Origin of the sequence: Kitasatospora sp. HPM-01-4 (genome assembly GCF_051374625.1) — a bacterium.
GTDB lineage: Bacteria > Actinomycetota > Actinomycetes > Streptomycetales > Streptomycetaceae > Kitasatospora.
The window spans coordinates 6,282,109-6,301,888 of sequence record NZ_JBPQGP010000005.1 but is presented as its reverse complement, the minus strand read 5'-3'; the positions used below and the strand labels follow the sequence as shown (position 1 = coordinate 6,301,888).

The following is a 19,780-nucleotide window of genomic DNA, read 5'->3' as shown; positions in this document are numbered from 1 at the left end:
CAAAGGACACTCCGCCGCTTGCGGTCGAGACCACCGGTTCCCCCGCGGGGGTGAGCGAAGGGGCCGGACGGGCGGGTGGTGCCGACCGCGGACCGGTACGTCCGGGACCGCCCGACCCGGCCGGCCGGGGATCCGGGCGAGATACTGTCCTACGTGTCCTACTTCGACGTGGCCTCGACCGCTCCGCTGCACCCCGTCGCCCGGCAGGCGCTGAACGCCGCGCTCGACGAGGGCTGGGCGGATCCGGCCCGGCTGTACCGGTCCGGGCGGCAGGCCCGGATGCTGCTGGACGCGGCCCGGGAGACGGTCGCCGAGGTCCTGGGCGCCCGTCCGGACGAGATCACGTTCACCGCGAGCGGCACCCAGGCCGTCCAGCTGGGCATGCTCGGCGCGCTGGCCGGCCGCCGGCGGACGGGCCGTCATCTGGTGCACTCCGCCGTGGAGCACTCCAGCGTTCTGCACACCGCCGAGCGGCACGCCGCCGAGGGCGGTGAGGTGAGCGAGGTCGCGGTCGACCGCAACGGACGGGCCGCCGCCGAGGACTTCGCCGCCGCCGTCCGCCCCGACACCGCGCTGGCGGTCCTGCAGTCCGCCAACCACGAGGTCGGTACGGTGCAGCCGGTCACCGAGACCGCCACCGCGATCGGCGGGGTGCCACTGCTGGTGGACGCCGCGCAGAGCGTGGGACGGCTGGCGGTGCCTGCCGGGTGGTCGCTGCTGACGGCCAGCGCGCACAAGTGGGGCGGCCCGCCCGGGGTCGGGGTGCTCGCCGTCCGCAAGGGCGTCAGGTACGTCTCACCGCTGCCCGCCGACGAACGCGAGGGCGGCCGGGCACCGGGGTACGTCAATGTGCCGGCCATCGTGGCCGCGGCGGCCTCGCTGCGGGCGGTCCGGGCCGAGGCCGAACGGGAGAACGCCCGGCTGCACGCGCTGGTGGACCGGATCCGGACCCGGGTGCCCCGGCTGGTCCCGGAGGTGGAGGTGGTCGGCGACCCGGTGCGCAGGCTGCCCCACCTGGTCACCTTCTCCTGCCTCTACGTGGACGGCGAGGTGCTGCTGGGCGAGCTGGACCGGGCCGGGTTCGCGGTCTCCTCCGGCTCCTCCTGCACCTCCAGCACCTTGACGCCGAGCCACGTCCTGGCGGCGATGGGCGTGCTGACCGAGGGCAACGTCCGGGTCTCGCTCCCCTACGGCGTCGCCGAAGCGGACGTCGACCGCTTCCTGTCCGTCCTGCCCGAGGTGGTGGCGGGCGTACGGGCTCCGCTGGGGCTCGATCTGGCGGCGCCCGCGGCGGAGCGGCAGACGCTGGTGATCGACGCGCTCGGGAAGCGCTGTCCGCTGCCGGTGATCGAGCTGGCCAGGCGGATCGGGGAGGTCGAGCCGGGCGGGACGGTCGCGGTGCTGTCCGACGACGAGGCGGCGCGGCTGGACATCCCGGCCTGGTGCGGGATGCGCGAGCAGGAGTACCTGGGCGAGCGGCCGGCCGCGGAGTACGGGCGGGAGCGTGGCTCGGCGTACCTGGTCCGCCGGACCGGCTGACCCGACCGGTACGCCGAGGGGCGCGGGGCGCTGCCCGACCGGTCCCCCGTGAGGGCGCGCGGTCGGTCGGACAGCTCCCCGCGCCCCCGCGGGTACGCGGTGCTAGTTGGCCATGCGGGCGCGGACCTCGGCGGCGGCGTCCTCGCCGTAGGCCGCGGCGAAGCGGTCCAGGAAGTGGCGGTGGCGCAGCTCGTACTCCTGGGTGCCGATGGTCTCGATCACCAGGGTGGCGAGCATGCAGCCGAGCTGGGCGGAGCGCTCCAGGCCGAGGTTCCAGGAGAGACCGGCCAGGAAGCCGGCGCGGAAGCCGTCGCCGACGCCGGTGGGGTCGGCCTTGCGCTCCTCGGCCGGGCAGCCGACGGTGACGTCCGGCTCGCCCTCGCGCTGGATCCGGACGCCCTTGGCGCCGAGGGTGGTGATCCGGGTGCCGACCCGGCCGAGGATCTCGTCCGCGCTCCAGCCGGTCTTGGACTCGATCAGCGCGGCCTCGTACTCGTTGGTGAACAGGTACGAGGCGCCGTCCACGATCAGCCGGATCTCGTCGCCCTCCAGGCGGGCCAGCTGCTGCGAGGGGTCGGCGGCGAAGGCGTAGCCGCGGGTGCGGCACTCCTGGGTGTGGCGGACCATCGCGGCCGGGTCGTCGGCGCCGATCAGGACCAGGTCGAGGCCGCCGACGCGGTCGGCGATCGGCTTCAGCTCGATGTTGCGGGCCTCGGCCATCGCGCCGGTGTAGAAGGAGGCGATCTGGTTGTGGTCCTCGTCGGTGGTGCACATGAAGCGGGCGGTGTGCCGGGTCTCGGAGATGTGCACCGACGCGGTGTCGACGTTGTTGCGCTCCAGCCAGCTGCGGTACTCCTGGAAGTCCGCGCCGGCGGCGCCGACCAGGATCGGGCGCAGGCCGAGCACGCCCATGCCGAAGGAGATGTTCGGGGCGACCCCGCCGCGGCGGATGTCGAGGGTGTCCACCAGGAACGACAGCGAGACCGTGTGCAGCTGATCGGCCACCAGCTGGTCGGCGAAACGGCCCGGGAAGGTCGTCAGGTGGTCGGTGGCGATCGAGCCGGCGACGGCGATGCGCACGAAGGTCTCCTCTGATGGCGCTGGGCCGGGAAAAACTGTTGACAGAACCCCCCAACGGTACCCGGCAGCAGCGCCGTACCCGTACCTGCGGCTCGGCCACTCGAATGAGTACTACCCGCCGGTACCACTGGTTCGGGGGCCGGTGGCCGCCTAGGGTCGCACTCAGAAGGCCCCTCGGCCCCGGATCCGTGGCAGTGCCGCCACGGCTCGGCGATCGGAGCGGTGACACCGATGATGCCCAACCCGTCCGCGCTGCGGCCCAGCCCGGCCCGGCCCTCCGCCCGTTCCTGGACGGGCGAGATCGAGGCCGACTCGATCGCCTCCCTGGTCAGCTCCTCCCGGCGGCTCGGCCGGTTCTGGCCGCCGTCGGGCAGTGCTCCGCAGGCCGCTGTCGCGCTGCGGCCTGCGGGCGTGTCGGTGCCGTCCCGGGCCCGGAGGCTGGTGGCCGAGATGCCCGAGTACGGGGGCTGACCGCCCGCCCTCCGCGAGGGGAACCGGATTCGCCCGGGGCACGTCAGATCCGCGCAGCGCCGCCGTGTGGCGGAGCGCGAGCCCTCGGGAGGAAGTCAGAGCATGGACGAGAACACCTCAGCCGCAGCGGTCCGGCCCGTGCGCGGGCGAGCTCGGCGCCGGGTGACCGGGCTGGCAGGGCTGGTACTCGCCATCGGTGCGGTCGCGGCCTGCGGGCCCACCGGATCGGGCGGGGGTTCTGACGCGGCCGCCGGGGCCTCGGCGAGTCCCACGGCCGCCTCGGCGGCGCCCTCGAGTGCGGCGCCCTCGACCCCGAGCGCCGGCCCGACGCAGTCCGCCACCCCGGATCCGGGTACCCAGGCCCCGGGCGGTTCGCCGAGCAACCCCGGCATCGCGGTCGGCGAACCCGCGCCCGTCAAGCTGCCCGCACTCGCCTACCAGGCGCAGGACGACCAGCTGATGGTCTGGTTCTACGGCGGGGCCTGCGACAAGTACGGGCTGAAGGCCGACGAGTCCAAGCAGGGTGAGGTGGACGTCCGGGTGGTGGTCACCCAGACCGCGCCGCGCGGCCAGGCGTGCCCGGCCCTCGTCAGGCGGAACTCGGTGACGGCGAAGCTGAGCCACCCGCTGGCCGGCCGCACGGTGGTGGACGCGGCCACCGGTCAGACGCTCTCGATGGACCCGCCGCCGATCGGCGGTCCGCAGTAGGAGAGCCGGCACACGAACGGCGGCGGCCCCCGGGTGATCCCGGGGGCCGCCGCCGTTCATACCGAAGGGGCTGCCGAAGCTGTGAGGCTTAGACCGACCGGTCTTAGCTGAACGAGTCGCCGCAGGCGCAGGAGCCGGTGGCGTTCGGGTTGTCGATGGTGAAGCCCTGCTTCTCGATGGTGTCGACGAAGTCGACGGTCGCACCGCCCAGGTACGGGGCGCTCATCCGGTCGGTGACGACCTTGACACCGCCGAAGTCCTTGACGACGTCGCCGTCGAGCGAACGCTCGTCGAAGAACAGCTGGTAGCGCAGGCCGGAGCAGCCGCCCGGCTGAACGGCGACGCGCAGCGCCAGGTCGTCGCGGCCCTCCTGCTCAAGCAGGCCCTTGACCTTGGCCGCGGCGGCATCGGTGAGGAGGATGCCACTCTCGACAGTGGTCTCGTCCTGGACGGTCATGCTTACTCCCGGTCTTGACGACAATGTGCCGCCAGTACCAACCAGCGGCCTCCCGGATTCATTTCCGGTCGGTGTTTCTTTCCCCGGGGCCGGTTCGTGGAACCCGTTCCCCTACGCACCCATGCTCGCACACCCCGCGCACTCGCCGGGTATCCGATCCCAACGAAGCGCCCACCCGGGGTGGCTGCGGCGGCCAGGATGGAAGGCGTGATCATTCGTCAGCTCCAGGACACCCCCGCCGACGCGCTGGCCGCCCAGCGGGTGGCCCGCGCCGCCTTCCGGGGCCTCTGCGGCCTTCCGGCCGACCAGCCGGACGACCACCGCGGCACCGTGCAGCAGCTGGCCCTCACCCGGCATCTGGTGCGGTGCGACGCCGGGGGCGGCTGGATCGCCGAACAGGACGGCGAGGCGGTCGGCGTGGCGCAGTCGATGCGGCGGGAGGGGCTGTGGCTGCTCGCGCGGTACGCGGTACTGCCGAGCGCCCAGGGCAAGGGGGTGGGCCGGCTGCTGCTGGAGCGGGCCGGCGAGTACGGCCGGGGCTGTCTGCGCGGGATGGTGTGCGCCCCGCCGTCCCCTGCGGCGGCACGGCGCTTCCGGCGGGCCGGGTTCACGCTGCACCCCGCGATGGCCCTCAGCGGGCGGGTGGACCGCTCCGGGCTGCTCGATCCGGGGGACATCCCGGTTCACCCGGGCAACCCGACCCACCTCCACCTGCTGGACTCGGTGGACCGGAGTCTGCGCGGGGCAGCCCACGGGGTCGACCACGAGTACATGCTGGCGCACTTCGAGGAGGTGCTGATCGCGGACACCCTGGCGGGCAGCGGCTACTGCTACCGGGACGGCGGAGAGGTCAGGCTGCTCGCGGCGACCTCCCGGCGGATCGCCGTGCGGTTGCTGCGGGAGGCGCTGGCGCGGGTGCCCGACGGTATGGAGGCCCGGCTGGAGTTCGTCACCGCCGAGCAGGAGTGGGCCGTGGACGTCGGGCTGGAGCTGGGGCTCACCCTTTCCAACCGGGGGTACCTGGCCCTGCGGGGCATGCGGCCGCCCGCGCCCTACCTCCCGAGCGGGATGCTGCTGTGAGGCGCCGGGCGACTCGCGTCCGGCCGGCAAAGCCGCGTCCAGGGGCGCGGGGAGCCGTGCGATAGACCTGTGCCTCTCGCGCGGTTTCCCGCGCCCCTGCGGGCGCGGCCGCCTACGCCATGGTGTCGAGGATCTCGCGGACCATGTCCATGGTGGTGCCCGGGTGGAGGAAGGCGAAGCGGGCGACGGTCTCGCCGTCCCAGCCGGTCGGGGTGACGAAGCCGATCTGGTCGGCCAGGAGCTGCTGGGACCAGCGGTAGTAGTCGTCGTTGGTCCAGCCCCTGCGCCGGAAGCAGACGGTGGAGAGCTGCGGGTCGTGCAGCAGTTCCAGGTGCCCGGTCTCCCGGATCAGCCGGGCGGTCTCCCGGGCCAGCGTCAGGCCCTCCTCGATCGCGTCGGTGTACGCCTGGGTGCCGTGCACGGCGAGCGAGAACCAGAGCGGCAGGCCGCGGGCGCGCCGGGTCAGGTGGTAGGCGTAGTCGGTGGGGTTCCACTCGTCGCCCTCGGTGTGCAGGACGTCCAGGTAGGAGGCGTCCTGGGTGTGCACGGCGCGGGCCAGCTGCGGGTTGCGGTAGATCAGGGCGGCGCAGTCGAACGGTGCGAAGAGCCACTTGTGCGGGTCGACCACGAAGGAGTCGGCGTGCTCGATGCCGTCGTAGCGCTCGCGCACCGAGGGGGCGAACAGGCCCGCGCCGCCGTACGCGCCGTCGACGTGGAACCACATGCCGCGCTCGCGGGTGACCTCGGACAGGCCCTGGAGGTCGTCGACGATGCCCTCGTTGGTGGTGCCGGCGGTGCCGACCACGGCGATCACGGTCTCGGGGTGGGGGTCGGCGGCCAGGGCGGCGCGCAGCGCCTCGCCGGTGAAGCGGCGGTCCACGGTCGGGACCTTGAACGCCTCGACGCCGATGATGTTGAAGGTGTTCTTCACCGAGGAGTGCACCTGGTCGGCGACGGCGATCCGCAGCCGGGCCTCCGGGCCGACGCCGAGCTTGCGGCGGGCGGTGTCGCGGGCGACCACCAGGGCGGAGAGGTTGCCCGCCGAGCCGCCGGAGACGAAGGTGCCGCCGGCCGTCCCGGGCAGCCCGGCCCGGTCGGCGATCAGGCGCAGCACCTGGTTCTCGGCGGCGATCGCGCCGGCCGCCTCCAGCCAGGAGATGCCCTGCAGGGAGGCGCAGGAGACCACCATGTCGAAGAGCAGCGCGGCCTTCGTCGGGGCGCACGGTATGAAGGAGAGGTAGCGCGGGCTGTCGGCGGAGATGACGGCCCGGGAGAGCTCGTGGTCGTAGAGCTTGAGCACGTCGGCCGGGTTGTTCCCGTGCTCGTTCAGCAGGCCGGCCAGCTGGGTTCTCAGATGCTCGCCGTCACCGGGGTGGTCCAGCGGTACGGGGTCGTACTGCAGCCTCTCGCGCATGTAGTCGAATACCAGGTCGACCAGCTCTGCGTTGGGCCGGTGCATGCGGTTCGGGGCTGCGGACACGGGTGTCCCCTTCGCTGTGGGGTGGCAGGGAGGGCCGGGGCGTGTGGGGCCTTCCGGACACGATCAGCGTAGGCAGCGGCCGTGGTGCCGCGCGCGTCGGAACGGGGCTGCTCGGGCAGGATTCGGGCGTGTTGAGAACGCGCCGCGCAGGATTCCTGCGCATGTGTGCGCCGGACGGTTCAGCCGATGAGCTGGGAGAGCACCACCGAGCTGCGGCTGCGCTGGACGCCCGGTTCCTTGCGGATCCGTTCGATGACGGCTTCGAGGTGGCGGGTGTCGGCGGCTCTCAGGTGCACCAGGGCGTCGGGGTCGCCGGTGACCGTCCAGGCGGCGATCACCTCGGGGAACTGGCGCAGGCTGGCGAGCAGTTCCTCCGGCGAGGTGCGGGCGCGGCAGTAGACCTCCACGAAGGCCTCGGTACGCCAGCCGAGCAGGGCGGGGTCGAGCACCACGGTGAAGCCGCGGACCACGCCGCGGGCCCGCAGCCGGTCGATCCGGCGGCGGACGGCGGTGGCGGAGAGGTTGGCGAGCAGCCCGATCTCCGCGTAGGAGGCGCGGCCGTCCCTGCTGAGGTGTTCCAGCAGCAGCCGGTCCGTCTCGTCCAGCAGTGACGCTCCGCCGCGGTCTGACGGTCGGTGCGTGCTCATCGGTGCTGGCTCCACGGGTGTCGTGCTGGTCTGGCGTCGCCGGTGGGCGAGGATTCGCCGCAGCCGGGGGTACCGGGCAGGCGGTCGGGCGGTGGGACGGTCTCACGGGGTGTCCGCGCGACCGTCGCACCGCCCTATTCTGACGAAGTCTCGATCAGTCCACCAGAAGGACGATCTTGCCCCTGGTCCGCCCCTCCGCGTTGAGGGCCTGGGCACTGGCCGCCTGGGCGAGCGGGAAGGTCGAGGCCACCGGCACGGTCAGCTTCCCCGCGTCGGCCAGGGCGGCGAGTTCGGTGAGATCGGCGGCGTCCGGGCGGGCGAAGACGTAGCGGCCGCCCTTGGCGGCCACACCGTAGTCGGCGATCGAGGCGACCCGGCCCGGATCGGCGACCAGTTCCAGGGAGACGGCCACGGCCGGACCGCCCACCAGGTCGACCGCCGCGTCCACCCCGTCGGGTGCGAGCGCCCTGACCCGATCGGCCAGCCCCTCCCCGTACGTCACCGGCTCGGCGCCCAGGCCCCTCAGGTAGGCGTGGTTGCGTTCGCTCGCGGTGCCGATCACCCGGGCGCCGAGCGCCTTGGCGATCTGGACCGCCAGACTGCCGACCCCGCCCGCCGCCGCGTGGATCAGCACCGTCTCGCCGGACCGCAGCCGGGCCGCCTCGACCAGGCTCTGGTAGGCGGTCAGCCCGGCCAGCGGGAGGCCGCCCGCCTGGGCCCAGTCGAGGGCGGCGGGCTTGCGCGCCAGGGTACGGACCGGCGCGGAGACCAGTTCGGCGTAGGTGCCGTGCTCCACCCAGTCCTTGCGGACGTAGCCGATCACCTCGTCGCCGGGCCTGAACTCGGTGACCGCGCCGCCCACCGCCTGGACCACTCCGGCCAGGTCCCAGCCCATGATCAGTGGGAAGTGGACGTCCATCATCCCGTCCAGATACCCCTCACGGATCTTCCAGTCGACCGGGTTCACCCCGGCCGCCCTGACCCGCACCAGCACCGAGTCCGGGCCCACTTTGGGGTCGGGGAGCTCGGTGTACTCGACGACCTCGGGGCCGCCGTACCGTCTGATCGCGATTGCCTTCATGGCACCAGCCAACGCGATCCGGCGCGGCCGCCGATCCGGCCACGCCGGAAGGGCCGCGGGAAGCTGCCATACCGGTGAGCGGTTCTCATCACATCGACACGATGGCCATCGTCAGAGTGACGCTAACCGGCTATCATCAATAGCGTCAGATAGACGAGAAGGCTGTTCGAAACAGATCGGCCGCACAGGAGGGCACCCGCCCGTGACCACCACCGAGACCTACGGCGTCGACCCCAACCCGACGCCCCTCGCGCTGCTGCTGCTCGGCCGCCAGGCCGACCCGAACAGCGAGCGCGGCGTCGACTGCCCCGGCGACCTGCCCGCCGCCTCCGACCCCGGTCTGGTCGAGCGCGCCCGCGCCGCCAAGGCCGCTCTGGGCGACCGCGTCTTCATCCTGGGCCACCACTACCAGCGCGACGAGGTGATCGAGTTCGCCGACGTCACCGGCGACTCCTTCAAGCTGGCCCGTGACGCCGCCGCCCGCCCCGAGGCCGAGTACATCGTCTTCTGTGGTGTGCACTTCATGGCCGAGTCGGCGGACATCCTGACCTCCGACGCCCAGCAGGTGGTCCTGCCCGACCTCGCGGCCGGCTGCTCGATGGCCGACATGGCGACCGCCGAGCAGGTCGCCGAGTGCTGGGACGTGCTGACCGAGGCCGGGATAGCCGACGTGACCGTCCCGGTCTCGTACATGAACTCCTCGGCCGACATCAAGGCGTTCACCGGCAGGCACGGCGGCACCATCTGCACCTCCTCCAACGCCAAGCGCGCCCTGGAGTGGGCGTTCGAGCAGGGACAAAAGGTGCTCTTCCTGCCCGACCAGCACCTGGGCCGGAACACCGCGGTGCGCGAGATGGGCTTCTCGCTGGACGACTGCGTCCTCTACAACCCGCACAAGCCGAACGGCGGCCTGACCGCCGAGCAGCTGCGCGACGCCAAGATGATCCTCTGGCGCGGGCACTGCTCGGTGCACGGCCGGTTCAGCCTGGACTCGGTGAGCGAGGTCCGCGAGCGGATCCCCGGCGTCACCGTCCTGGTGCACCCCGAGTGCAAGCACGAGGTGGTCGCCGCCGCCGACATGGTGGGCTCGACCGAGTACATCATCAAGGCGCTGGACGCCGCCGAGCCCGGCTCCAAGTGGGCCATCGGCACCGAGCTGAACCTGGTCCGCCGCCTGGCCAAGGCGCACCCGGACAAGGAGATCGTCTTCCTGGACCGTACGGTCTGCTTCTGCTCCACCATGAACCGGATCGACCTGCCGCACCTGGTCTGGGCGCTGGAGTCGCTGGTCGAGGGCCGGGTGCCGAACGTGATCACGGTCGACCCGGAGACCGAGAAGCACGCCAAGGCCGCGCTCGACCGGATGCTGGCCCTGCCGTAACGCTCCCCGCACCGCATGCGAAAGGGCGGGCTCCCCGAGGGGAGCCCGCCCTTTCGCATGTCGCCGCGGAACCTACTCCGCGAAACCGGGGATTATCCCCTCACCTTCGCTCAGCAGCAGCTGCCTGACCTCGTCGAGGCTGGCCTCGGCGTCCGGAAGGATCAGGTCCGACGGCTCCAGCGAGTCGTCCGGCACCCGCGTACCGAGTCGCCTGACCGCGTCCAGCAACCTGCCGTACGCCTCCCGGAACTTCGCCTCGTCACCCGAGTCCAGCGCCTTCAGCAGCTCGTCGTCGAGCTGGTTCAGGTGGTTGAGGTGGTCCTCGCCCACCTCGAACTGGCCCTCACCCATGACCCTCATGATCATGCCGGTGCGTCTCCCTGTTCGTTGCAGCTCTGTACGGTGCGGCTCAGGTCACTTCTTGTAGTTGATGGTGGGCGGCGCGTCCTGCGGCGTGGCGGCCGGCTTGCCCTGCTCGATCGCCTGCGGGCCGGCGGCCGGGCCACCGGTGAGCTCCGCCTTCATCCGGGCCAGCTCCAGCTCGACGTCGTTGCCGCCGGCCACCCGCTCCAGCTCGGCCTCGATGTCGTCCTTGCGGCCCATACCGCTCATGTCGTCGAGCGCGCCGGAGGCGAGCAGCTCGTCGATCGCGCCGGCCCGGGCCTGCATCTGCGCGGTCTTGTCCTCGGCCCGCTGGATGGCGAGGCCGACATCGCCCATCTCCTCCGAGATCCCGGAGAAGGACTCCGCGATCCGGGTCTGCGCCTGGGCGGCGGTGTAGGTGGCCTTGATGGTCTCCTTCTTGGTACGGAAGGCGTCCACCTTGGCCTGAAGGCGCTGGGAGGCGAGCGTGAGCTTCTCCTCCTCGGCCTGCAGCTGCTGGTACTGGGTCTCCAGGTCGTTGATCTGCGACTGGAGGTTGGCCTTGCGGGTCAGGGCCTCGCGGGCAAGGTCCTCGCGGCCCAGCGAGAGCGCCTTGCGGCCCTGGTCCTCGTACTTCGCCGACTGCTGCTGCAGCTGCGTCAGCTGGAGCTCCAGGCGCTTGCGGGAGGTGGCCACGTCGGCGACGCCCCGGCGGACCTTCTGCAGCAGTTCGAGCTGCTTCTGGTAGGAGTAGTCGAGCGTCTCGCGCGGGTCCTCCGCCCGGTCCAGGGCCTTGTTCGCCTTGGAGCGGAAGATCAGCCCCATACGCTTCATGATTCCGTCGCTCATGGGCCTCGGGTGCCCCCTTCTCGGGCCTGCGGTTCCGTCTCGTTGCTGACAACCTTGAGTGTAGGTGCAGCGGGCAACTGCACGCAGTGCACCTGCCTGCTACAAGACTGCTACACGCGCAACCGCTCGAGCCTCATCCCAAGGGTGGATCCGGCCCCGATCCATGATCCACTACGGGTGGGGGAGCCCTTAGGGGAACAGTCGCCGAAGCGGTGCGGGGCACCGGTGCGAGGCGGGGTGCGCGGGATCGATACCGGTTTGGGTCCGATGGCCCGGCAACCTGGCCGCGGCCAGCACGTACGCTGGTGGTGTGTTCCGACGCCGCTCAGATGATGCCTCCTCCTCCGCCACCGTGGTGGCCGAGCAGGACGAGACGACCACCCGCCACCCCGAGGCCAAGAAGGGCCGCCCCACCCCCAAGCGCAGCGAGGCCGAGGCCAGTCGCCGCACCCGGGTGACCGTGCCCAAGGACCGCAAGGAGGCCTCCCGCCAGTCCCGTGAGCGGCTGCGCGCCGAGCGGGAGAAGCAGCGTCTGGCGCTGCTGAACGGCGACGAGAAGGCCCTGCCGCTCCGCGACAAGGGCCCGGTGCGCCGCTTCACGCGCGACTACGTGGACTCGCGCTGGACCATGGCCGAGTTCTTCCTGCCGTACGCGGTGGTCGTGCTGGTCCTCAGCATCGTGCGGAACCCGGCTCTCCAGCTGGCCGCCCAGCTGCTGTTCATGCTGTTCTTCGTGCTGGTCGTCCTCGACTCGCTCCGGCTGGGCCTGGGTCTGCGCAAGGCGCTGGCCGAGCGCTTCCCGAACGACCCCACCCGCGGCGCGGTCTCCTACGGCCTGATGCGCACCCTGCAGATGCGGCGGCTGCGCCTGCCGAAGCCGCAGGTCAAGCGGGGCGAGCGGCCCTGACCGAGCCGGCTTCGCCGCAGTCGTACTGGGCCCCTCCCGCCTGGCCGGAGGGGCCCGGGCCGTCTCCCGCGCCCGGTGCGGCGCTTCCCGGTGCCCTGCCGGGCCCGCCGGCCGTTCCGCTGCCCGGGCAGGGTGCGGGAGCGCACGACCGGCTTCCGGTGACCCGGCCGACCGGGCAGCCCGGGAGGTCCTGGCCGGAGCGGCAGGGCGGACTGCGCAACCTGGTCCGGCAGGAGCTGGTGGCCCGGCAGCTCGCCGAGCAGCTGGCCGGGCGGAGTGGACTGCGGGTCCTGGACGTGGGCTGTGGCCAGGGCACCCAGGCGCTACGGCTCGCCAGGGCGGGCCACCTGGTCACCGGGCTCGATCCCGACCCGGTCACCCTCGGCGCCGCCCAGGCCGCGCTGGCCGCCGAGCCGCCGGAGGTGCGCGAGCGGGTCAGGCTGCTGGGCGGGGACGGGCACCAGTGCGGCCGCTGGTTCGGACCGCGCAGTTTCGACGCGGTGCTCTGCCACGGCGTCCTGATGCACCTGCCCGACCCGGACCCGTTGATCGCCTCGCTGGCCCGGATCCTCGCCCCCGGCGGCGTGCTGTCGCTGCTGGTGCGCAACGCGGACGCGCTGGCCATGCGGCCCGGGCTGACCGGTGACTGGCGGGCCGCACTGCACGCCTTCGACAGCCCCCGCTACACCGACCATCTCGGCCTGCCCGCCCGCGCCGACCACCTCGCGGACCTGACCACCACACTGGCCGGGGTCTCGGTCCCGCTGCGCTGCTGGTACGGCGTACGGGTGTTCACCGACAGCGCGCCCGAGGACGCCGCGCCGGTGGACGGACGGCAGCTGGCGCAGCTGCTGGACGCCGAGGAGCGGGCCGGACGCGAGGAGCCGTACCGGCGGGTGGCGGCGCTGCTGCATGTGATCGGGGCGAAGTAGGCGCGGGCGCGGGGCGCGCCCGTGGCCGCCGCCCCGCGCCGCACGCGGACCTACTCGGCGTGCAGGCTCATGGTGTAGATCTCATGGCCGTCGTCCAGCAGCACGGCCCGGTCGGCACCGTCGTCCAGGAGCTGCTTCCAGCTCTCGCCGATCCAGGACTCCGCGTCCCCCTGGCTGGCGAACTCCTCCTGGCCGCCGGGCGGCTCGACCAGGGTGCCGTCCGCCTTCTCGTACCGCCATGTGAACACCATGCCGGGCTCCTCCCGCCTCGGTACTTCCTCGTCGTGCGCTGCCGTTGCGCACACTAGCGTGCCCGCACTGATCGCCCCCATGCCTCGTCCGGCAGGATGTGGCCATGGCACTCCCCCGCACCCTGATCCTCGGCGGCGCCCGCTCCGGCAAGTCGACCCGGGCCGAGCGGCTGCTCGCGCCGTACGACGACGTGCTCTACGTGGCCACCGGCGGCACCCGTGACGGCGACCCGGAGTGGGCCCAGCGGGTCGCACTGCACCGGGAGCGGCGGCCGGCGGGCTGGCGTACCGCCGAGACCTGCGACCTGGTGCCCGTACTCGCCGACCGCACCGACCGCGCACCGGTACTGATCGACTGCCTGGCGCTCTGGCTGACCGCCGTGATGGACGAGTGCGACGCCTGGGACGACGCGGCGTGGGCCGGCGGCGGGGAGAGCGCGGTGCAGCGGCGCTGCGACGAGCTCGCCGCGGCCTGGGAGATGACGGACCGTCAGGTCATCGCGGTCAGCAACGAGGTCGGCATGGGGGTCGTCCCGGCGACCGCCGCGGGACGGCGCTTCCGGGACACCCTGGGGCGGCTCAACATGGCGGTGGCGGACGCCTCCGAGCGGGTTCTGCTGGTGGTGGCCGGGCAGGTGCTCACGGTCAAACCCGCCGCGGGCGAGCGGGTGTCCGACTGCGAGGGCCGCCACCGCAAGTCCACCCGTGCCGTGTAGATTTCCGCTCGATGGACACCACCGTGGATCTCGATACGTTCTCCTCGCTCGTCGAGCGCCCCGACGAGAGCGCCCGCCGCGCCGCCGAGGAACGCTGGCAGCAGCTCGACAAGCCGCGCGCCGGCCTCGGGAAGCTGGAGGAACTCGGCAGCTGGCTGGCCTCCGTGCAGGGCACCTCGCCGGTGCGGCCGCTGGCCGCCGCCAAGGTGCTGCTCTTCGCCGGTGACCACGGCGTGGCCGGGCTCGGCGTCTCGCGGCCCGGCGCGCCGAGCACCGTGCAGCGGGTGCAGGCGGTGCTGGACGGCACCGCCCCCGTCGCCGTGCTGGCGCACCGCTACGGCGCCGAGGTGCGGGTCGTGGACATGGCCGTCGACTCCGCCCCCGGGATGTTCCCCGCTGAGGTGGAGCACCAGCGGGTGCGGCGCGGCTCCGGGCGGATCGACGTCGAGGACGCGATCAGCCTCGACGAGGCCGCGCGCGCCTTCCGGACCGGCATGGCCATCGCCGACGAGGAGGCCGACGGCGGGACCGACCTGGTGGTGCTCGGCGATCTCGGCGCCGGCTCGACCACCGCCGCCGCCGTGCTGATCGGTGCGCTCTGCGGCACCGACGCGGCCGCGGTCACCGGACGCGGCTCGGGCATCGACGACCGGGTGTGGATGGTCAAGTGCGCGACGGTACGCGACGCGCTGCGGCGGGCCCGCCCGGTACTGGGCGACCAGCTGGCGCTGCTCGCGACGGTCGGCGGGGCGGACTTCGCCGCCGTCACCGGGTTCCTGCTGCAGTCCGCGGTGCGCAAGCTGCCGGTGGTGCTGGACGGGGTGGTCTCGGCCGCCTGCGCGCTGGTCGCACAGCGGATCGCGTTCCGGGCGCCCGAGTGGTGGCGGGCCGGGCACCTGAGCGGCGAGCCCGCGCAGGCCAAGGCCTACGACCGGCTGACGCTGACGCCGCTTCAGGACCTGGGCGTCTCGATGGGGGAAGGGGTCGGCGCACTGCTGGCGCTGCCGCTCCTGCAGGCCGCCACCGACACGCTCGCCGACCCGGCGGAGGTGACACGGATCCAGCGGGTCGCGGCCGGACCCAAGGAGCCGCCGCGGCTGCCGACGGCGGCGGAGCTGCTGGGGCGCGGCTGAGCGCCGCTCCCCACGGGGAACCCCGGGCACACACCGCCTCCGGCTGAACCGGCCAGGACGTCCGTGCGGCTGTCCGGCGGACACGGGGCGCGGCCCCGTGGTCCGGCCGGAGACGCGCACGACCGGCGGCGGTCCGGAGACCCGGGCACGACCACGGCCGGTCGCGCACGCCCCTGACCGGACACCACCGCGCGCCCTCGCGGGAGGTGCGCGGCCAATCACGCGGTCCGGCCGTGGCCCTGAGCGAGTGAGGATCTGGAGCGTTGGCTCGGAGTACGGATGAGGCGCCCTCGTGGGGGGAGGGGGTGCGGTTCGCGTTCGGGACGCTGTCGGTGCTGCGGGTGCGGGTCGAGCGGTGGGACCGGGCGACCGCGGGACGGGCGATGGTCTGCGCACCGCTGGTGGGAGTGGTGCTCGGGGCGGTGGCGGCGGGCGCCGGGGTACTGGTCGACTGGCGGGCGGGCGGGCTGCTCGCCGCGGTGACCGCGGTGGCCGTACCGGCCTGGCTGACCCGGGGTCTTCACCTGGACGGACTGGCCGACGTGGCGGACGGCCTGGGTAGCGGCAGACCCGCCGAGGACGCCCTGCGGATCATGAAGCAGTCGGACATCGGGCCGTTCGGCGTACTCACCCTCGTCCTGGTGTTGCTGGCCCAGATCGCCGCGCTGGCCGGGCAGTTCGCCGCCTCCCCCGCACACGGCGCGCTCGCCGTACTGACCGCCGCGGTGACCGCGCGCTTGGCGCTGTCCTGGGGCTGCCTGCGGCCGGTGCCCGCCGCCCGGCCGGGCGGGCTGGGCGCGATGGTCGCGGCCACCGTCCCGCCGGCCGGTGCGCTGACGGTCTCACTGCTCGCCGGGCTCGGTCTCGGTGCGGCGGGATGGGCGGACGGCTGGGCCGCGCTGCGCTACCCCGGCGCGCTGCTGGCCGGCCTCGGGGCGGCCGGGCTGCTGCTGCGGCGCTGTGTGCGACGGTTCGGCGGCATCACCGGGGACGTGCTCGGCGCGTTGGCGGAGACCGCGGCCACCACCACCCTGTTCGCCCTGGCCTTGACCGGCTGATGATGGACCGTCAGAACTGCTTGTGGACAGGCCGGTTGGACGATTCAGGACCAACCGCCGGTTCCCGGGCGCCGATACGGCGCCGAATCGGGCCCATCCCGAGGGCGGCGTGATCCCATCACGCGGACTACCATGCGGGAAAAGCACCGTAGCCCTGCGCCCTGTTCCAGCGGAGCACGCCGGGGTGATGCCGGTGCGGCACCGGCGCCGCACCCGGCTGTGGACCGCTAAAGAACAGGACTCATTTACGTGACTGCATTGTCTGTGAGCACCTCCTCCGCCGCCTCGCTGCGCGCGGACGCCCTGGTGATCGGTGTTGGCAAGGGCCCGAAGGGTCTCGTGGTGGCCGACGGCGCCGAGGTCGTGGCCGAGGCGTTCGAGGGCAAGCTGGCCGAGGTCCTCAGCACCCTGGGCGCGACCGGCGCCGAGGGCGAGACGATCAAGCTTCCCTCCCCCGCCGGCCTGAAGGCCCCCCTGGTGCTGGCCGTCGGCCTCGGCGACGCCTCCGACGAGGGGTACGGCGCGGAGGTGCTGCGCCGGGCGGCCGGTGTCGCCGCCCGTACGCTGGCCGGCACCAAGAAGGCCGCGCTGGCCCTGCCGGCCGTCTCGGCCGAGGAGTTCGAGGCCCTCGCGCTCGGCGGCCTGCTCGGCTCGTACAGCTTCACCGCCTACAAGAACGGTGAGAACGGCAAGGCTCCGGTCGGCGAGCTGACGCTGCTGACCGACCGCAAGGGCAGCAAGGACGCCAAGGCCGCCGTCGAGCGCGCCGCGGCGCTGGGCGAGGAGATCAACCGCGCCCGCGACCTGGTCAACCAGGCCCCGAACGAGCTCAACCCGAAGTCCTTCGCCGCGATCGCCCAGGCGGCCGGCAAGGAGCACGGCCTCAAGGTCGAGGTGCTGGACGAGAAGGCGCTGACCAAGGGCGGCTTCGGCGGCATCCTGGGCGTCGGCAACGGCTCGACCAACCCGCCCCGCCTGGTGAAGGTCGCCTACACCCACCCGAAGGCCAAGGCCACCCTCGCCTTCGTCGGCAAGGGCATCACCTACGACTCGGGCGGCATCTCGCTGAAGCCGGCCGGCCACAACGAGACCATGAAGTGCGACATGGCCGGTGCCGCCGCCGTGTTCGCCTCGGTGGTCGCCGCCAAGCGCCTGGGCCTGGCCGTCAACGTCACCGGCTGGCTCGCCCTGGCGGAGAACATGCCGTCCGGCTCGGCCACCCGCCCGGGTGACGTGCTGAACATGTACGGCGGCAAGACCGTCGAGGTGCTCAACACCGACGCCGAGGGCCGCCTGGTGCTCGCCGACGCGATCGTCCGCGCCAGCGAGGAGAACCCGGACGTCATCGTGGACGTCGCCACCCTGACCGGCGCCATGGTGCTGGCCCTGGGCACCCGCACCTTCGGTGTGATGTCCAACAAGGACGAGCTGCGCGGTCAGCTGCACGCCGCCGCCGAGGCGGTCGGCGAGCAGTCCTGGCCGATGCCGCTCCCGGCCGAGCTGCGCAAGGGCATGGTCGAGTCCACCATCGCCGACCTCGCCAACATGGGCGAGCGGATGGGTGGCGGCCTGGTGGCCGGCCTGTTCCTGAAGGAGTTCGTCGCCGAGGGCATCGACTGGGCGCACCTGGACATCGCCGGTCCGGCGTTCCACGAGGGTGCCCCGTACGGCTACACCCCCAAGGGCGGCACCGGCAGCGCGGTCCGCACCCTGGTCCGCTTCGCGGAGGAGACCGCGAACGCCTGACCCGCACCCCGGCACCGGCTCCAGGGCCGGTGCCGACGGGTTGGACCGAGGGCCCGACGCCAGCCGGCGTCGGGCCCTCGGCTCGTTCCGTCGGGCCGTCGGCGGGTCCCACCGGGCTCTCGGCGCACTTCCGGGTTACCTGCCGGTAATACAGATCCGCACATTGCGGAACCCTGTTCGCTCGCGGCGAAACTTTCTTCCGCAGAGTGGAACCTCCCTGGTACACGATCGACCACCCCCGGCCCCGCCCGGTCCGCAGCACCGTGATGAGCTGCGACAATACCCAGGAGATCGGTACATTTCGCCTATCCGTTCGAGACTGCCGGACTCGGCCGGGGCGGCCCCGGACATCAGCGGCCGCCAACAAGTGCGAAGATGTATTTCCGGCACGACTGGGCGCCTTACCAGGGCTTCCCCCACCGGACCGTGACCGGCCCGGCGAACCGCACCCCTTTGCATGGAGGACGTGACGTGGCGAACGACGCCAGCACCGTTTTCGACGTAGTCATTCTCGGAGGCGGAAGCGGCGGTTACGCCGCGGCGCTCCGCGCCGCTCAGCTCGGGCTGAGCGTTGCGCTGATCGAGAAGGGTGAGCTGGGCGGCACCTGCCTGCACCGCGGCTGCATCCCCACCAAGGCTCTGCTGCACGCCGCAGAGATCGCCGACGAGACCAAGGAAGCCGCCGAGTTCGGCGTCCTGGCCACCTTCCAGGGCATCGACATCAACGGTGTCCACAAGTACAAGGACGACGTCATCGCCGGCCTGTACAAGGGCCTGCAGGGCCTGGTGGCCTCCCGCAAGGTCCACTTCATCCAGGGCGCGGGCAAGCTCTCCTCGCAGACCTCGGTGGACGTCAACGGCCAGCGCATCGAGGGCCGCCACATCATCCTCGCCACCGGCTCCGTGCCGCGCTCGATCCCCGGCCTGGAGATCGACGGCAACCGGGTCATCTCCTCGGACCACGCCCTCAAGCTGGACCGCATCCCGAAGTCGGCCGTCATCCTCGGCGGTGGCGTCATCGGTGTCGAGTTCGCCTCGGTCTGGAAGTCCTTCGGCGTCGACGTCACCATCGTCGAGGCGCTGCCGCACCTGGTCCCGCTGGAGGACGAGAACTCCTCCAAGCTGCTGGAGCGCGCCTTCCGCAAGCGCGGCATCAAGTTCGAGCTGAAGGCCCGCTTCTCCGGCGTCGAGTACACCGAGACCGGTGTCCGCGTCTCCACCGAGAACGGCAAGCAGATCGACGCCGACCTGCTGCTCGTCGCCATCGGCCGCGGCCCGGTCTCGGCCGGCCTCGGCTACGAGGAGAACGGCGTCGCGATGGACCGCGGCTACGTCCTGGTCGACGAGTACATGCGCACCAACGTCCCGACCATCTCGGCCGTCGGTGACCTGGTCCCGACCCTGCAGCTGGCCCACGTCGGCTTCGCCGAGGGCATCCTGGTCGCCGAGCGCCTGGCCGGCCTCAAGCCGGTCCCGCTGGACTACGACGGCGTGCCGCGCGTGACCTACTCCAACCCCGAGGTCGCCTCGGTCGGCATCAGCGAGTCCAAGGCCGTGGAGCTGTACGGCAAGGACAAGATCGTCACCCTCAAGTACAACCTGGCCGGCAACGGCAAGAGCAAGATCCTGAAGACCGCCGGTGAGATCAAGCTGGTCCAGGTCAAGGACGGCGCCGTGGTCGGCGTCCACATGGTCGGCGCCCGGATGGGCGAGCAGGTCGGCGAGGCCCAGCTGATCTACAACTGGGAGGCCCTGCCGGCCGAGGTCGCGCAGCTCATCCACGCCCACCCGACCCAGTCCGAGGCCCTCGGCGAGGCGCACCTGGCGCTGGCCGGCAAGCCGCTGCACGCGCACGACTGATCGCGGCTCTTACTTCCCCATTTCCCGTACGCAAGACTTGA

General features: G+C 72.6%; 19 protein-coding genes and 1 pseudogene. 12 read left to right on the top strand and 8 right to left on the bottom strand.

Annotated features, from left to right (window positions below):
• Nucleotides 1-153: 153 nt before the first annotated feature.
• On the top strand, nt 154-1,539 hold the full coding sequence (locus ACSMTC_RS27495) for a cysteine desulfurase/sulfurtransferase TusA family protein (protein ID WP_436562391.1): 1,386 nt from the start codon (nt 154-156) through the stop codon (nt 1,537-1,539).
• 102 nt (nt 1,540-1,641) lie between these two features.
• Here ACSMTC_RS27495 and ACSMTC_RS27490 read toward each other — a convergent pair whose 3' ends face one another.
• Complete coding sequence (locus ACSMTC_RS27490; RefSeq protein ID WP_436562390.1) at nt 1,642-2,619, bottom strand: carbohydrate kinase family protein; 978 nt, start codon at nt 2,617-2,619, stop codon at nt 1,642-1,644.
• Between the two features lie 234 nt (nt 2,620-2,853).
• Between ACSMTC_RS27490 and ACSMTC_RS27485 the strand changes: the two genes are divergently transcribed.
• Nucleotides 2,854-3,090, top strand: coding sequence for a hypothetical protein (locus ACSMTC_RS27485; protein WP_436562389.1), 237 nt, complete (start codon nt 2,854-2,856; stop codon nt 3,088-3,090).
• A 102-nt stretch (nt 3,091-3,192) separates the two neighbouring features.
• Nucleotides 3,193-3,798: a hypothetical protein gene (locus tag ACSMTC_RS27480; RefSeq protein ID WP_436562388.1), complete on the top strand. Its 606-nt coding sequence runs from the start codon at nt 3,193-3,195 to the stop codon at nt 3,796-3,798.
• Nucleotides 3,799-3,901: 103 nt separating this feature from the next.
• On the opposite strand, the gene ACSMTC_RS27475 is transcribed toward ACSMTC_RS27480, so the two are convergent.
• Entirely contained in the window at nt 3,902-4,255 is a 354-nt protein-coding gene (locus ACSMTC_RS27475) for a HesB/IscA family protein (protein ID WP_095876996.1), read from the bottom strand.
• 207 nt (nt 4,256-4,462) lie between these two features.
• On the opposite strand from ACSMTC_RS27475, the gene ACSMTC_RS27470 reads away from it, so the two are divergent.
• Nucleotides 4,463-5,335 carry a GNAT family N-acetyltransferase gene (locus ACSMTC_RS27470; RefSeq protein ID WP_436562387.1) on the top strand — a complete coding sequence of 291 codons (873 nt, stop codon included), beginning with the start codon at nt 4,463-4,465 and terminating at the stop codon, nt 5,333-5,335.
• A 112-nt stretch (nt 5,336-5,447) separates the two neighbouring features.
• On the opposite strand, the gene ACSMTC_RS27465 is transcribed toward ACSMTC_RS27470, so the two are convergent.
• The 3 genes from ACSMTC_RS27465 to ACSMTC_RS27455 form a co-directional block, all read right to left on the bottom strand.
• The gene (locus tag ACSMTC_RS27465; protein WP_436562386.1) at nt 5,448-6,815 is read right to left on the bottom strand and encodes a pyridoxal phosphate-dependent decarboxylase family protein; all 1,368 of its coding nucleotides are present in this window, start codon (nt 6,813-6,815) and stop codon (nt 5,448-5,450) included.
• Between the two features lie 179 nt (nt 6,816-6,994).
• Entirely contained in the window at nt 6,995-7,423 is a 429-nt protein-coding gene (locus tag ACSMTC_RS27460; protein WP_436564823.1) for an Lrp/AsnC family transcriptional regulator, read from the bottom strand.
• A gap of 193 nt (nt 7,424-7,616) precedes the next feature.
• The gene (locus ACSMTC_RS27455; protein ID WP_436562385.1) at nt 7,617-8,543 is read right to left on the bottom strand and encodes an NADP-dependent oxidoreductase; all 927 of its coding nucleotides are present in this window, start codon (nt 8,541-8,543) and stop codon (nt 7,617-7,619) included.
• A gap of 202 nt (nt 8,544-8,745) precedes the next feature.
• Here ACSMTC_RS27455 and nadA point away from each other — a divergent pair, with 202 nt between their 5' ends.
• Nucleotides 8,746-9,924, top strand: coding sequence for a quinolinate synthase NadA (nadA, locus tag ACSMTC_RS27450; RefSeq protein WP_436562384.1), 1,179 nt, complete (start codon nt 8,746-8,748; stop codon nt 9,922-9,924).
• A gap of 72 nt (nt 9,925-9,996) precedes the next feature.
• Here the strand turns inward: nadA and pspAA are convergent, their stop codons facing one another.
• Both pspAA and ACSMTC_RS27440 read right to left on the bottom strand, forming a co-directional pair.
• Nucleotides 9,997-10,290, bottom strand: coding sequence for a PspA-associated protein PspAA (gene pspAA / locus ACSMTC_RS27445; protein WP_436562383.1), 294 nt, complete (start codon nt 10,288-10,290; stop codon nt 9,997-9,999).
• A gap of 48 nt (nt 10,291-10,338) precedes the next feature.
• On the bottom strand, nt 10,339-11,112 hold the full coding sequence (locus ACSMTC_RS27440) for a PspA/IM30 family protein (protein ID WP_436562382.1): 774 nt from the start codon (nt 11,110-11,112) through the stop codon (nt 10,339-10,341).
• 334 nt (nt 11,113-11,446) lie between these two features.
• On the opposite strand from ACSMTC_RS27440, the gene ACSMTC_RS27435 reads away from it, so the two are divergent.
• Together ACSMTC_RS27435 and ACSMTC_RS27430 are read left to right on the top strand one after the other, a co-directional pair.
• Nucleotides 11,447-12,043 carry a DUF3043 domain-containing protein gene (locus ACSMTC_RS27435; RefSeq protein ID WP_436562381.1) on the top strand — a complete coding sequence of 199 codons (597 nt, stop codon included), beginning with the start codon at nt 11,447-11,449 and terminating at the stop codon, nt 12,041-12,043.
• Nucleotides 12,044-12,201: 158 nt separating this feature from the next.
• Nucleotides 12,202-12,975, top strand: coding sequence for a class I SAM-dependent methyltransferase (locus ACSMTC_RS27430; RefSeq protein WP_436562380.1), 774 nt, complete (start codon nt 12,202-12,204; stop codon nt 12,973-12,975).
• 50 nt (nt 12,976-13,025) lie between these two features.
• Here the strand turns inward: ACSMTC_RS27430 and ACSMTC_RS27425 are convergent, their stop codons facing one another.
• Complete coding sequence (locus ACSMTC_RS27425) at nt 13,026-13,226, bottom strand: hypothetical protein (protein ID WP_436562379.1); 201 nt, start codon at nt 13,224-13,226, stop codon at nt 13,026-13,028.
• Nucleotides 13,227-13,342: 116 nt separating this feature from the next.
• Between ACSMTC_RS27425 and cobU the strand changes: the two are divergent.
• The 5 genes and pseudogenes from cobU to lpdA all read left to right on the top strand — a co-directional run.
• Nucleotides 13,343-13,876: pseudogene (gene cobU, locus ACSMTC_RS27420) on the top strand (bifunctional adenosylcobinamide kinase/adenosylcobinamide-phosphate guanylyltransferase); the annotation flags it as partial.
• A 77-nt stretch (nt 13,877-13,953) separates the two neighbouring features.
• Nucleotides 13,954-15,075, top strand: coding sequence for a nicotinate-nucleotide--dimethylbenzimidazole phosphoribosyltransferase (gene cobT, locus ACSMTC_RS27415; protein WP_436562378.1), 1,122 nt, complete (start codon nt 13,954-13,956; stop codon nt 15,073-15,075).
• A 305-nt stretch (nt 15,076-15,380) separates the two neighbouring features.
• On the top strand, nt 15,381-16,133 hold the full coding sequence (locus tag ACSMTC_RS27410) for an adenosylcobinamide-GDP ribazoletransferase (protein ID WP_436562377.1): 753 nt from the start codon (nt 15,381-15,383) through the stop codon (nt 16,131-16,133).
• A 249-nt stretch (nt 16,134-16,382) separates the two neighbouring features.
• A complete protein-coding gene (locus ACSMTC_RS27405) occupies nt 16,383-17,879 on the top strand; it encodes a leucyl aminopeptidase (protein ID WP_436562376.1) in 1,497 nt (498 codons plus the stop codon).
• A gap of 471 nt (nt 17,880-18,350) precedes the next feature.
• Nucleotides 18,351-19,739, top strand: a complete 1,389-nt coding sequence (gene lpdA / locus ACSMTC_RS27400; RefSeq protein ID WP_436562375.1) for a dihydrolipoyl dehydrogenase — start codon at nt 18,351-18,353, stop codon at nt 19,737-19,739.
• Nucleotides 19,740-19,780 lie beyond the last annotated feature (41 nt).

Coding starts and splice junctions, on each gene's coding strand:
- ACSMTC_RS27485 (WP_436562389.1), top strand. CDS start 2,854: ATGCCCAACCCGTCCGCGCTGCGGCCCAGCCCGGCCCGGCCCTCCGCC.
- ACSMTC_RS27480 (WP_436562388.1), top strand. CDS start 3,193: ATGGACGAGAACACCTCAGCCGCAGCGGTCCGGCCCGTGCGCGGGCGA.
- ACSMTC_RS27475 (WP_095876996.1), bottom strand. CDS start 4,255: ATGACCGTCCAGGACGAGACCACTGTCGAGAGTGGCATCCTCCTCACC.
- ACSMTC_RS27455 (WP_436562385.1), bottom strand. CDS start 8,543: ATGAAGGCAATCGCGATCAGACGGTACGGCGGCCCCGAGGTCGTCGAG.
- pspAA (WP_436562383.1), bottom strand. CDS start 10,290: ATGATCATGAGGGTCATGGGTGAGGGCCAGTTCGAGGTGGGCGAGGAC.
- ACSMTC_RS27440 (WP_436562382.1), bottom strand. CDS start 11,112: ATGGGGCTGATCTTCCGCTCCAAGGCGAACAAGGCCCTGGACCGGGCG.
- ACSMTC_RS27425 (WP_436562379.1), bottom strand. CDS start 13,226: ATGGTGTTCACATGGCGGTACGAGAAGGCGGACGGCACCCTGGTCGAG.
- cobT (WP_436562378.1), top strand. CDS start 13,954: ATGGACACCACCGTGGATCTCGATACGTTCTCCTCGCTCGTCGAGCGC.